The organism is Gemmata palustris, assembly GCF_017939745.1.
Classification (GTDB): Bacteria; Planctomycetota; Planctomycetia; order Gemmatales; family Gemmataceae; genus Gemmata; species Gemmata palustris.
Genome location: NZ_JAGKQQ010000001.1, coordinates 6,544,754 through 6,557,971, shown reverse-complemented (window position 1 = coordinate 6,557,971; position 13,218 = coordinate 6,544,754). Strand labels below are relative to the sequence as shown.

At 63.4% G+C, this 13,218-nt stretch carries 10 protein-coding genes; 7 read left to right on the top strand and 3 right to left on the bottom strand.

Going from position 1 to position 13,218, the window contains the following annotated elements:
• Window positions 1-158: 158 nt before the first annotated feature.
• Window positions 159-1,946: a hypothetical protein gene (locus J8F10_RS27320; protein ID WP_210659426.1), complete on the top strand. Its 1,788-nt coding sequence runs from the start codon at window positions 159-161 to the stop codon at window positions 1,944-1,946.
• A gap of 231 nt (window positions 1,947-2,177) precedes the next feature.
• Here J8F10_RS27320 and J8F10_RS27315 read toward each other — a convergent pair whose 3' ends face one another.
• Window positions 2,178-3,371: a hypothetical protein gene (locus J8F10_RS27315; protein WP_210659424.1), complete on the bottom strand. Its 1,194-nt coding sequence runs from the start codon at window positions 3,369-3,371 to the stop codon at window positions 2,178-2,180.
• A gap of 477 nt (window positions 3,372-3,848) precedes the next feature.
• Between J8F10_RS27315 and J8F10_RS27310 the strand changes: the two genes are divergently transcribed.
• Window positions 3,849-5,720 (top strand): L-lactate permease, encoded by a 1,872-nt coding sequence (locus J8F10_RS27310; RefSeq protein WP_210659422.1) that lies wholly within the window; start codon window positions 3,849-3,851, stop codon window positions 5,718-5,720.
• 303 nt (window positions 5,721-6,023) lie between these two features.
• Here J8F10_RS27310 and J8F10_RS27305 read toward each other — a convergent pair whose 3' ends face one another.
• Window positions 6,024-7,046: a DUF6807 domain-containing protein gene (locus J8F10_RS27305; protein WP_210659420.1), complete on the bottom strand. Its 1,023-nt coding sequence runs from the start codon at window positions 7,044-7,046 to the stop codon at window positions 6,024-6,026.
• Window positions 7,047-7,156: 110 nt separating this feature from the next.
• Here J8F10_RS27305 and rsgA point away from each other — a divergent pair, with 110 nt between their 5' ends.
• The 4 genes from rsgA (at window position 7,157) to J8F10_RS27285 (ending at window position 10,300) form a co-directional block, all read left to right on the top strand.
• The gene (rsgA, locus tag J8F10_RS27300) at window positions 7,157-8,392 is read left to right on the top strand and encodes a ribosome small subunit-dependent GTPase A (RefSeq protein ID WP_210659418.1); all 1,236 of its coding nucleotides are present in this window, start codon (window positions 7,157-7,159) and stop codon (window positions 8,390-8,392) included.
• 205 nt (window positions 8,393-8,597) lie between these two features.
• The gene (locus tag J8F10_RS27295) at window positions 8,598-9,038 is read left to right on the top strand and encodes a hypothetical protein (RefSeq protein ID WP_210659416.1); all 441 of its coding nucleotides are present in this window, start codon (window positions 8,598-8,600) and stop codon (window positions 9,036-9,038) included.
• Between the two features lie 190 nt (window positions 9,039-9,228).
• The gene (locus tag J8F10_RS27290) at window positions 9,229-9,756 is read left to right on the top strand and encodes a helix-turn-helix domain-containing protein (RefSeq protein ID WP_210652504.1); all 528 of its coding nucleotides are present in this window, start codon (window positions 9,229-9,231) and stop codon (window positions 9,754-9,756) included.
• Between the two features lie 7 nt (window positions 9,757-9,763).
• Window positions 9,764-10,300 carry an IS630 family transposase gene (locus J8F10_RS27285; RefSeq protein WP_210652505.1) on the top strand — a complete coding sequence of 179 codons (537 nt, stop codon included), beginning with the start codon at window positions 9,764-9,766 and terminating at the stop codon, window positions 10,298-10,300.
• A gap of 15 nt (window positions 10,301-10,315) precedes the next feature.
• Here the strand turns inward: J8F10_RS27285 and J8F10_RS27280 are convergent, their stop codons facing one another.
• Window positions 10,316-11,851: a Gfo/Idh/MocA family protein gene (locus J8F10_RS27280; protein ID WP_210659414.1), complete on the bottom strand. Its 1,536-nt coding sequence runs from the start codon at window positions 11,849-11,851 to the stop codon at window positions 10,316-10,318.
• Between the two features lie 174 nt (window positions 11,852-12,025).
• Between J8F10_RS27280 and carA the strand changes: the two genes are divergently transcribed.
• The gene (carA, locus tag J8F10_RS27275; protein ID WP_210659412.1) at window positions 12,026-13,132 is read left to right on the top strand and encodes a glutamine-hydrolyzing carbamoyl-phosphate synthase small subunit; all 1,107 of its coding nucleotides are present in this window, start codon (window positions 12,026-12,028) and stop codon (window positions 13,130-13,132) included.
• The last annotated feature ends 86 nt before the right edge of the window (window positions 13,133-13,218 follow it).

Below are 13,218 nucleotides of genomic sequence, written 5' to 3'. Positions count from 1 at the left end.
CCAGCGAACGGTGCTGTGAGTGTACCAGATTTCGTGTACCCGTGCGCGCCCGCTCCCGCGCCTTCCGGGCGCCCCCAGCGGCGCCGTTTGCTCCCTCATTTTCGCGCGTACACTAATCGAACGAAACCGAACCGAAATAGCCCCCGGGAGTTCTTGGTATGCGCTTCGTGCCCGCCCTACTCGCTCTGGCGAGTTGCGTTTGGCTCACCGCCGGCGCCCAGGAACCAAAACCACAGCCCAAACCGGGCGACAAAGCGGCGAAGGCCGACAAGAACGAACCGGTCGCCGGGCGCAAGACGAAGAAGATCGAGGGGTTCACCTTCCTCATGAGCGAGGAGGCACTGAACGCGGACGCCTCGAAGTACGAGCGCCCGCCGCTCGAGGTTCTGGAATACGAGTGCAAACTGCTCATCAAGATGCTCTCGCCGAAGGCGGTCGATCTGCTCCGCCGGCTGACGGTCTTCGTGGACTGGGACGAAAAGGTCACACTGTCCAACGGCCGGTCCGGGACCGCGCTCGCGTCGTATTACGGCGGCGGTCCGCAACAGATGGTGAAGGAAGGCCGGCACCCGCTCCAGGCCAAGGCGGTCACCGTCCACACACTCAAATCACTGACCGAACAGCGCCAGCCGAAGTACGACGCCCGCACCTCGTGCCTGTTGCTCCACGAATTCGCCCACGCGGTCCACGACCAATTGTTCGGGTACGACCACGCCGGGATCAAGTCCGCCTACGAACAGGCGATGGAGCGGAAGCTCTACGAGAAGGACTTCTACGCCGCGACCAACCCGCGCGAGTTCTTCGCCGAACTGAGCTGCACCTACCTCGACCGGTTGCACTACTACCCCCACAACCGCGACGAGTTGAAGAAGCACGACCCGGTGACGTTCAAGACGATGGAGGCGCTCTGGTCCGGCGCCACCGCGAGCAAGGTGGCGAAAGCCCCCCCACCGCACGCGGAAAAGGGCAACCTGGACCTGTCCCTCCCCACGGATGTGAAGTTCGGCCCGGTGATCTCTGGCCCCGATGTGGCGGCCGACAAGCTCGCCGGGAAGGTCGTTCTGATCGGGTATTGGGGCGGGTTGCACGCGAACGTCCTGGACCGCCTCGACCGGCTCCAGGGCGACCTGGGCCCCTACGGATTGGTGGTCGTGTGCCCGAACACCATTGTTCGCGAAGACGACCAAATCAAAGCGGACGCGGAGAAGCGCAGCGCGCGGGCCACGGTCGTCAAAAACGCCTTCGTGAAAGAGGGGAGCGGCACCGAGTTCAAGTCCCAGCTCGGCGGTCACGCCCTGGTGTTCGATTCGACCGGAAAGTGCGTCCACCGCGGGTCGGCCTACGACATCGAAGAGCCGGTCCGCGCCGCAATCGGGAAACTGCTCCTGACGACGGCGTGCGGCGCAGACGAGGTGCCGAAAGCGTTCAAGCCGGTCGCGGATGCGTTCGCGGCCGGAGCGAGCCCGGTTTCTGTCATCTCCAAGTTGGCTCCGCTGACAACGTCTTCCGACGAAGACATCAAGGCGAAGGCGAAGAAGCTCCAGGAACTCATCCTCGCGCCGGGCCAGAAGGCCCTCACGGAAGCCCAGGCGAGCGCGAAAACCGACCCGGTGAGTGCGTTCATGGGTGCCGAGAAACTCGTGGTGAGCTTCAAGAACACCCCAGTCGGTACCAAAGCAACCACCCTGGTGTCGAACCTGCGCATCGACAAGGCTGTTGCCGCGGAGTTGAAGGCCCGGACCCAGGCGGCCGAAATCGAGAAGCTCGCCGGCAGGCTCCGGGGACAAGAGGGGAGCATTAACCCCGCGGAACCGGCCTTCCAGTCCAAGCATCAGCAAGCACTGGCGCAGATGAAGGCCATGCTCGACCAGTTGCGGAAACAGCACCCCAACGCACGAGCGACCGCAGAAGCCGAGAAAGCCGCGCGCGAGTTTTCGGTACCGTAACGCGGTCATCAGTCGAGTCGAAAGTCAGTCGCAAATCAGTCGAAGGTCGTAAGGTCGAAAGTCATAAAGTCGAAGACTTCCGGAATGGGTGTCTTCGACTTTATGACTTTCGACCTTACGACCTTCGACTGACAACAAAGAAAAAAGCCCCGCCCAGGTGAGGGAGCCTGGGCGGGGAGACTCAACCGGGCGAACGGGTGGCCCGGTCAGTCGTGCTCGTTGCTAGTCGGCTTAGTGGCAGCAGCCGGCGGCCGCACCGTGGGCCACGGGAGCGCACCCGCAGTCGCTGTGCTTCTTGCCGAACTTGCCCTTCAGACCACCGAGGCCGGCCTTGAGGCGGTCCAGCAGACCGGCGCGGGCCGGGGTGCAGGCGGTGTCGCAGCCGGTGCTGCAGGCGTTGGACACGACCACGTCCTTCTCAACTTCCTTGGCCACCATCTTCGTGACCTTGACCTTCTCCTGCACGGGTTCGCACACGGTCACCTGGCGGGTCGCCTGGTAAGCCACGCACTTGCGGACGTTGACGGTCTTGGTGACGGTCTCGACGGTCGGCACGCACTTGGTCTTGCACACGGTCGTCGGGACCACCTTGGTCACGCACTCGTAGGTGCAGACGGTCTTCTGGACCGGGCGGCACTCATAGGTGCAGATCGTCTTCGTCACCGGCACGCACTCGGCGACCTTCTTGCACACGGTGACCGGTTCGCACACGGTCTCGCGGTGCTTTTCGGTCTTGCACCCGCTCACGGTGCGGGGGCACGGCGTGTAGCACGGGTCGCAGATCTTGTGCAGGCGGTCGGACAGCGACGGGGGCAGTTCCTTGCAGTACGGCACCGAGACCTTGTGGGTCACGGTCTTGCTCTTCATCTCCGTCACCATCACCGACTTCCAGTGCGTTTCGTTCACGGTGACGGTCTTCTGCACCGGGACGCGCTCGTTCACGGTGATCGTCTTCTGCACCGGGACGCGCTCGGTCACCGTCCGGTTCTCGACCACGTTCTCGGTGACCAGCTTGTTCACCGTCACCTGGCAGGTGACGGTCTCGGGGACGCACTCCCACTTGTGCGCCGTGTACGTTTCCGTCTTGGTGACCGGCTTCAGCACCGTCACGGTCTCTTCGACGACCGTGGGCACCCACTCGGTGACCTTGACCTTTTGCGTGACCGGCGCGGGCGCCGGGGCCGGCGTCACGGGGCCGGTCGGGCCGCACGGGTTGCAATCGCCGACGGTGGTCGCACCGCGCCCGGCGAACAGCCCGCGGAGGCCACCCTTCCCGCTGTCACACGGGTTCGCACAGGGGTCGGCACAGGGATCCTTCTTGCTGAACAACTTGCCGCAGAACGCGTGTGCGTCCCCGGCCGCCAAACCGATCAAGCCCGCACATGCGGCGGTCATGATCCACGCCTTGATACGCAGAACGCTCATGGTGACCCTCTTTACAGCTCCGGGTTTCGGCACTCCCACGTCCGTCGCGACCATCCATTCGCCGCTGATTACGTCCGTGGGTCTCAATGTGCCTGCGATAGATATGACAGCGCCGAGTAGTTTGGGAAAGCAAACCAAGGTCGGTAAGGGGCGGAAAATCGAGAATCTGCGTGGCAATCTAACGTCTAACGAGAAGCGAACAGTTGTACCAGTTCTACCTATCAGCGAATCTCACACGGTCATATGGAATTGGAGCCGCATTTGATGCCACTTGGCCCGCAACCGGTTCCCCCAATTGATACAATCGGAACCGGTCCGAACGCGCCCGTCCCCTGCGCCTCGGACCCGCGGTACGGGACAAATTCCCGCCCCCGGCTCGCAGCACCTAATCCGGCTCGCCGCAACTTGAAACTTGGCACGTTGCACAAACGACGGTAGCATCGCGGGCTGGTTTTCACGCTGCCCAAGGTCTCTCCCATGCTGTTTGCTTACGTCCAAGATTTAAACCCTTTGCCGGTCGGGGAGTACGCACTCCTCTCGACCGTCGTCGCCGCGCTGCCGGTACTGGTGCTCTTTTACCTCCTCGTCGGGCGGCGCTGGCTCGCGAGCTGGGCCGGCGCCGCGGGCGCGGTCCTGGCGATCGTCCTCGCGTGGCTCGTGTACGGGATGCCGCTGGACATGGCCGGTGCGTCGTTCGGGTACGGGGCCGCGTTCGGGCTGATGCCGATCGGCTGGACCGTGTTCGCGGCGATGCTGCTCTACAACGTGACGGTGGAAACGGGCCAGTTTACGGTCATCCGGCGCTCGATCGGCAGCCTCAGCCGAGACGCCCGCGTGCAGGCGGTGCTAATCGGGTTCGCGTTCGGAGCGTTCATGGAGGGCGCGGCCGGGGCCGGTTCGCCGGTCGCGATTTGTGGCGCGATGTTGGTAGGTTTGGGTGTTCCGCCGTTCCGCGCCGCGGTGATATGCTTGATCGCGAACACGTCGCCGGTTTGTTATGGCGGGCTGGGTGTGCCGATTATCACACTCGAAACATCAAGCGGAGTGTCCGCCGATAAAATTAGTATCATGTGCGGGCATCAACTCCCGTTTCTATCATGTTTGATCCCGTTCTACATGGTCAAGTGCATGTGTTCGTGGCGCCAGACGCTGGCTATTTGGCCGGCGCTGGCCGTGGGCGGCGGGTCGTTCGCGCTGTTCCAGTTCTTCTTCGCGACCGCACACGCCTACGGGCTCCCACCGATCTGGCAGCTCACCGACATCGGCGGCGGGCTGTTCTCACTCGTCACACTCGCACTGTTCCTCAAATTCGTGTGGAAGCCGCGCGAAGAGTGGCGATTCCCGGAAGAAGCGCAGAGTTCGGGGTTCGGAGCGCGGAGCGCCGACAAACCACACGATCCGCAATCCGAGCACGCGCGGGAAGAGGTCGAACAGCTCCTCCGCTCCGCACTCCCCGCTCTGAATTCCGCGAACGCGGAGCCGCCGCTCACGGTCGGCTCGGTCGCGCTCGCGTGGATGCCGTGGATCTTGATGGCGCTCTGTTTGGTCGGTAGCGGGTACGTTAAATACCTGGAAACGGACCCCGTAACGAAGAAATCCCACGCGCTCGATCTGTCCGGCCTGAAGACGTACTACGACATCGAAATTCCCGGGCTGCACAAGCAGGTCGTGCGCGCCGAGAGGCTGATCCCGCCGGGTACCCCCGACGAGAAAAAGCTCGAATCGGCCGTCTTCCGGTTCAACTGGCTGACCGCCCCGGGCACGCCGGTGTTGCTCGCGGCCTTACTCTCGATGGTGCTGCTGAATATGACGTGGGCGCAGATGAAAGCGTTCGCGCGGAAAACTGCGTACCAAATGCGAATACCGATTCCGACGATCGCGTTCATGCTCGGATTGAGTTACGTCACCAAGTACGCGGGCATGGACGCGACCCTCGGCGTGGCGTTCGCCGCGACCGGCGTGTTGTACCCTTTCTTCGCCGCGATGCTGGGCTGGCTCGGCGTGTTCCTGACCGGCACCGACGCGGGAAGCAACGCCCTATTCGGCGGGCTCCAGAAGATCACCGCGACCGAGGTGTGGAACGCGCACCACGCCGACGCGATGAGACACCTCACGCTCGATCAGGCGCAAACGCTGATTTGCACTGCGAATAGCACTGGTGGGGTGATGGGCAAAATGATCGACGCGCAGAGCATCTGCGTCGCGACCGCGGGCACGAATCAAGTGGGCAAGGAAGCCGACATCTTCAAAGCCGTCATCGGGCACAGCATCCTACTTGCGGGCATCGTTGGGCTCCTCACCGCGCTGCAAGCGTTCGTACCCCCATTCACGCTGATGGTCCCGAAGTGATGTGAATCCGAAACGCCTTTGTAGCCCCGGATGGGGCGACCGATGGTAGCCAGGGGTGCAGCGTAGCCGAAGGCGAAGCGCAACCCCTGGCGGGCTCCCACGAACCACGGTGATCGGTCATTTGCGTGCCGGCTGTCAGGGGTTGTGCGTGTTGTCTACCAGGGGTTGCGCGTTGCTCCACCCCTGGCTACACTCGGTCGCCCCCATCCGGGGCTACAAAAACAACACGCTTCTGTCTTCTGATCTCTGCCTTCTTTTGTGCCCTTTGTGGCCATGCTTGCTGAAGTTCGCGCTCACCACGGCTCACTTCTTGAACTCGGAGTACGCTTCCGCGACCTTGCCCGTCTTGGCGTCGCCGATGTGCGCGTACACGGCGTACTTCAGCTTCATTTCGCCACCCTTCGCGATCTTCAGCAGTTCCGTGTTGTCCTTCTGGGACGGGAAGCCACTCCCCTTTCGGGCAAACGGGTTCGCGGCGTTGAGGCCGTAAGCGCGAACGTGCCAGTTCGACTTCGGGTTAGCCGGGTGATCGAACACCGCGATGCCGACTTCCTTACCATCGAGCGTGCCCGAGTAGTCGATCCACTCGGTGGGGTGCCCCCAAATCGGCAGGTTGTCCTTGGCCGGCGGGTTCACCGTTGTGCCCTCGGCGGTGGTCACGGTCGCACCGGTTTTCTCGCTCGGCCGCAGCCCGTCGTGAACCCGGATGCCGAACGAACCCTCCTTGGTGTCGCCGAACGTGATCGGGCACACACTCGCTTTCAGCGTGATCTCGAACGCGAACGTGCGCCCCTCCTTACCGTCGACCAAGTGAATCACGCGGACCTCGTCCATGATCTTCACGCCGTCCGGGGTGCGCCATTCGTTGTGCGTTTCGACGCTCGCGTGGTTCTTCGCGTGCTGTTTCGGCGCGCCCACTTTCACGCACGCGATCTTCCCGTGCCGCGGGCCGCTGTTGTCCTTCGCCTCGCTCCAGAAATCCACGCCTTTACCCCCCTTCTCGGTCGTTTTAATCTTCAATTCGATGCCTTCGGGGATCACGTCGCCGTGACAGAACCACACGGACTTCTGGTGAACGTGGTCTTTGGTCGCCTCACCCGGCGTGTCCTTTTCAACGGGCCAGGGGCGTGTGACGCCGACCCCGTTCGGCGCGAGTACCGGGTACAGGTAGGGCTTGGCGACCGAATCCGCGGTGGCGTACTTCGCGACCACGGTCGACCCCACCTTGAACTCGATCGCGTCCTTGCCAACGGCGACGGACACGTCGTCGCCCCGGGCGAACGCGGGCACCGCAGAAAAAGCACCGAGCAGCAGCAGGCAGCGCATGAGATTGGCTCCGAACGGCGGGAGAGAACGCGGGGTGTAGTGTCCGCAGGCGGGAGGCGCGTGTCAAGGATCGCGCCGCAGAGCGAGGCCCGAACGGGTAGAATCACCACATGAGCAAGAAGAAGAAAGTCCGCGTCGAGTTGCGGAAGAACCGCGAGAAGCCGCCGCGCGAGAACGACATCACCCGCGACTACCAGGAGGGCGACGGGCGCGCGGATGACGCGCGGTCCAGCGAGCGCGTGCGCGCGAAGGGGAACCTGTCCCGCTACCGAACCGTCGTGCAGGACGAGGCCGCCGACGGCTCGACCATGCCGTCGGTGAACGCGGACGAGTGCCTCCGCGGGCGCGTGCTGCGCGTTCACGGGCTCGCGTCGGTCGTGGAAACGGACGACGGCCGCGTCTTTCGCTGTGCGGTGCGCCGGCTGCTCAAGAGCCTCGCGACCGACGAGCGCAGCGTGGTCACGACCGGGGACGTGGTGTGGATTCGCCTGACGGGAACGGGGAGCCGGGATCAGGCGACCGGGGCCGGAGAAGAACAGATTCCGGCGGAACCCGCGACTGAGCCGGCCGAAGTTCCGGCCCCGAAAACCGAATCTCGAACACCGACCATCGCTCAAGAGGGCGTCATCGAGCGCGTCGAACCGCGTCACGGCGTTCTGACCCGTGCGAGTCGGCGCCGAGAGCACGTGCTGGTCGCGAACATCGATCAGCTCGTTATTGTTATGTCGCTGGTCGAACCTAACCTGAAACCGCACCTCATCGACCGCTACCTCGCCGCAGCACAACAGGGCGATTTGAAACCCGTCCTGTGCCTGAACAAGTCCGACCTCGCGGACGCGATCGAGCTCCAATCTTTGATCGGGCTGTACGCGCAACTCGGGGTGCCGGTGTTCCTGTGCAGCGCCCGCACGGGCGCCGGCGTGGACCGGCTCCGTGAACAGCTCCGCGGGCGCTCGACCGTGTTTTCGGGGCAGTCCGGTGTGGGTAAGTCGTCGCTCCTCAACGCGATTCAGCCAGAACTCGCCCTCGCAGTGAAATCCGTGAGCGAGGTGAACCAAAAGGGCCGCCACACGACCACCTATTCGCAGCTCATCAGGCTGGATTTCGGCGGTTGGGTGGTGGACACCCCTGGCGTAAGGCAGCTCTCCCTCTGGCAAGCGCGCCCGGAGGAAATGGAGGGCTACTTCCCCGAATTCCGGCCGTTCGTGCCGCTGTGCGGCTTCCCGGACTGCACCCACACGCACGAAACGAGCTGCGCCGTCAAGGACGCGGTCGCCCGCCGGTTCATCACAAGCCGCCGTTACCACAGCTATTTAGGGCTCTTCAACGGCACCACGGAGGAGTAATTTTGGAGCAATTCGCACAACCCGCGCCTTCGTCAACTCCGCACCCTGGGGTGACTTTACCGGTCTGGAAACGGGGTGAGTTTGCGTGAAGAGGGTAGTCAGTGGGTGCCGAAACAAAATGAGTCGCTGACACAAGTCAGTTAAGCTTTCCCAATTATTCCGGGCACCTGCCTCGGGCAGAGTCCGGCTTCAGGAGAACTCACTCATGGCGCGTTCGCACAAAGTTCTCGGTTTCCTGCTCGTAACGATCCTCGGCGTCTACGGCTGTGCGAAGGGACCGGGCGCGACCCCGACCGAAAATGGCGCCGCCGCAACCGCTAAGGTCCAGAAGCTCGAAGACGACTATCGCGGCGCGATTACGGCCCGCGACCAGCTCCGCCAAAAGCTCGCCGCGAGTGAGGAACTGGCCGCGAAGACCAAGAAAGAACTGGAGCAAACTCAAGCCGCCGCAGCAACCGAGCGCGACGCACTGAAGACCGAAGTGAAGACCCGCACGGGGGAGCGCGACGCGCTGCAAGCGCAGTTCGAGTCGTTCCGCAAGACCCTGCGTGACATGCTCGGTAGCGCGGACACCGCCGTGAGCAAACTGAACCTGCCTGCCACGCAATCGCAGCCGATCATGACCTCGCTCGGCGCTCGGAACTGATAACAAACTGATCGGACGAAACTTCAACGGGGTAGTGAAGCACATTGGCTTCACCACCCCGTTGAAGTTTCTGCTACTGCCCAACCAGAACTATTCTCGGCGTCCCCTGAAGTGACACAAGTCGTCCTTGCGGGTCAGCGCTCGTCAGCAGAGGATAGGCCTGTCGCCGTAATCCGTATTCGGGAGGCCGATGATGCGCCCCACATATTCGTTTCCCGAGGCCGTGGTCGAAGCGATCGCGCGTGATCGGTATGGGCACCCGGACCCGCGCGTTCAGGAGCGCATGGAGATCCTTTGGCTCAAGAGCAAGAACCAGACCCACGGGTGCATCGCCGAGCTGGCCAATGTGTCGCGGTCCACGGTCCAGCGGGTGCTGCGGATCTTCGCGGTCAAAGGTCTGGACGGCGTCCGGTCGTTCGGTTGGAAAGGCCAGCCCAGCGCCCTGACGCCGCACCGGGCCACGATCGAAGAGGAGTTCCGCGCGCGTCCGCCGCACACGGCTCACGACGCGGCGCGGCGGATCGAGGAGCGGACCGGCGTCCGACGGAAGCCATCACGGGTCCGTAAGTTCCTGAAGGACGACCTGGGGATGAAGTGCCTGAAGGTGGCCCCAATCCCGGTCCCACCGAAGAAGACCGTCGTGGAACACGCCCGAACGCAGGCGGACTTTTTAAAAGGCGGAACTGGAACCGAAGCTGGCGCAGGCTCGGGGCGGTAACCGGACCGTGTATTTCGTAGACGCGTCGCACTTCGTGTTGGCGTCGTTCCTGGGGTGGGTGTGGTGCTTCGTGCGGCTGTATGTGCGGGCGGCGAGTGGCCGGCAGCGGTACAACGTGCTGGGCGCGCTCAACGCGGTCACGCACGAACTGGTGACGGAGATCAACACGACCTACATCACGGCGACCTCGGTGTGTGCGTTGCTCCGCACGATCGCGAACCGAGGGATGCCGATACCGGTCACGTTGGTGATGGACAACGCCCGGTACCAGCGGTGCGCGTTGGTGCAGGGCGCGGCCAAGGAGTTGGGTATCGAGTTGCTGTTCCTGCCGAGTTACTCGCCCAACCTGAACCTGATCGAGCGACTGTGGAAGTTCGTCAAGATGGAAGTTCTGAACAGCCGCCACCATCAGGATTTCAAAAAGTTTCAGGACGCCATCGACGGGTGCCTGGCTGATCTGACGACCAAACACCGCCAGAAGCTGGCCACTCTGTTGACGCACAACTTCCAGACCTGGGGCAATGTGTCACTCCTGAATGCGTAAAGCATAAGACCGTTCTCACACGGCCGGGTCTTTACCGTTCGTCCAGGGGCCGGCGAGCGATTGGTGCGGCGGCGGTTGCACGGTGCCGCCGTCACCGCCGCTCCACCCGAAGACCTGATTTGGGCGTCCGCCCTGTTTGCTGCGTTTCTCCCACCGTTCGGCCCACGTCGAATCCGCGGTCGTAATCGCTCGCTTCTCGCGATCCCAGAAGAGCGCCCGACCCGTGCGGTAGCTCTGCACGGCCATTGCCGCAGTCGTAACGGCCACTGCCCCCAGGTCCGGCGGGCTGAACGTACTCTGGCGCTTGGCTCGAACGCAGTCGAGGAAGTTCTCCCACAACGCTTCGGTATCGTTTCGCGGCGGTTCCACGCTCTCGAACGAGGCCGCTTCGGGCGCTTGCTCCATCCGCGCCGGGAAACTCGCGCCGCGCGTCGGATCGTCGCGGAACACCTGGAACCCGCCCTTCACGAACTTGATCGCACCTAACCGCCCACGAATGACTTCTTCGATCGGGTAGCCACTCAGGGTCGTTGCAGTGACGACGAGCTGGCAGCCTTCTTCGTAATCCGCGACCACAGTGCCCACATCGGGAACATCACGCCCGTCGTATTCGAGGTACAGTCCGCCGCCGGCGGTCACGCGGGCCGGGAACCGCACCCCCATCGCGGCGCTCATGCGTGTGACGTGGTGCGTGAGCATGTCGGTGAACGGCCCGCCGCTAAACGGCCACAGGCACCGCCATTGCGCGAACGCGGCGCGGTCGAACGGCTGCTCGCGCGGGGTGGGACCGACGCGGCTTCCCGCACACTCGAACTGGTGGCCGAGGAACAGATCCCAGTCGACGGTCTTGGGCGTCATCTGCTTCGCGAGCCGGTAGAACCGCCACTGGCCACGAACGTCGTTGCGGAAGAAGCCCGTCTGTGCGTGAGCGACGTGCCCGATGGTGCCAGTGCGGATCGCGTCGAAGGCCCGCATCCAGACCGCGTCGGCCATCGCCTGCACGCCCACTGTTACCACCCGGCCGGTGTGCTTCCAGGCGTCCACCACCGCCACGGCCTCTTCCGCCGTGCGCGTCATCGGCTTCTCGATGAACACGTCTTTGCCGGCCGCGAGTGCATCGATCGTCATGCGCCCGTGCCAGTGGTCCGGCGTGGTGATGCACACCGCGTCCACGTCCGCCCGGTCGAGTACGACGCGGTAATCCTTCGTGACGTGCGTCTTGTCGGCGCGGTCAAGCCGGCACTTTCGCGCCGAGGGGTAAAGCCCCTGCGCGTACCGGCGCCGCGTGACCTTCCCGCCGAAGTGAACATCGTACTCGTCTTCGAGCCCGTCCCACACGTCACACACCGCGACCGGCGTAACCGGCTTGCCCTCGGCCGCGAACTTATTCACAAGGTCGATATGGGCTTGCGCCCGGCCACCGCACCCCAAGAACGCGATCCGCACGCGCTCGTTGCTGCCCACGACGTTGCCGTAGGCGGCCGCCGACAGCGACAGCGCCGCGGCCGAGCCAAAAAACTTGCGGCGATCGAGTGGCGGAGGTGTTGGCATAAGTCCGGCTTCCCGCCCCAAGCGAGAGGAAGTTTGGGGCCAGTCTTCACTTTTTGGACGTCCCGACGGCGCGAATCGTTCCCGACATCATATTCGATCGGCCACAGCATTCGTAAGATACATCGAGTTTGCGCCGGGATTACACACCGTAACGACGAGGACGAAACTCACCACATGCAAGCGAAATTAGCTCTGGCGGACGGCACCGTGTTTACCGGCCGCGGGTTCGGTGCGACCGGCGAAACGACCGGCGAAGTCGTGTTTAACACGTCCATGACCGGCTACCAAGAGGTGCTCACGGACCCGTCGTACACCGGGCAAATCGTGACGATGACGTACCCGCTCATCGGCAACTACGGCACCACCCCGGACGACCAAGAATCCACCCGCGTGCAGGTCGCCGGGTTCATCGTGCGTGAACTCACCCGGGTACCGAGCAACTTCCGCTCGAACAACTCCCTCGACGGCTTCCTCAAAGCGAGCAACGTCGTTGGTATCGAGGGTATTGATACGCGCGCCCTCGTGCGCCGGCTCCGCGTGCGCGGGTCGATGAACGGCATCCTCTCGACGGCCGACCTCGACGACGCCTCACTCGTGAAAAAGGCCCGCGAGTTCCCCGGCATGGAGGGGCGCGACCTCGTTTCCGAAGTTGTTCCGAAGCAAGCGTTTAAGTGGCAGAACGGGTTCGGGGAATTTGCCGATCACGTGATCCCGTCCCGGCCGGCGACCAAGCGCGTCGTCGCGATCGACTACGGCATGAAGTGGAACATCTTGCGCTGTCTCACGCAGGTCGGTTGCGAAGTCACCGTTGTTCCCGGCACCGCGACCGCGGACGAAGTGCTCTCCCACAACCCGGACGGAATCTTCCTGTCGAACGGCCCCGGCGACCCGGCCGCGGTGGGGTACGCGATCGACACCGTGAAGAACCTGATCGGCAAGAAACCGATCTTCGGCATCTGCTTGGGGCACCAGTTGCTCGGTTTGGCGTTCGGCGCGAAGACCTTCAAACTGAAGTTCGGGCACCGCGGAGCGAACCAACCGGTGCGGAACGAACTCACGAAGCAGATCGAGATCACCACGCAGAACCACGGCTTCTCGGTCGATCCGAGCACGCTCCCATCGAACGTGGTCCCGACGCACATCAACCTGAACGACAACACGCTGGAAGGACTGAAGCACACGTCACTTCCGGTGTTCAGCGTGCAATACCACCCGGAAGCCGCCGCCGGCCCGCACGACTCCAGCTACCTGTTCGAGGACTTCCGCAAGATGATGGGGTGAAAGTCATTAATCGCCCCACAGTGTGGCGCGAGATAACTTGACAGGACCGTTAGTGCGGGACGAAGTCAAAGAATTATGTGACCGGC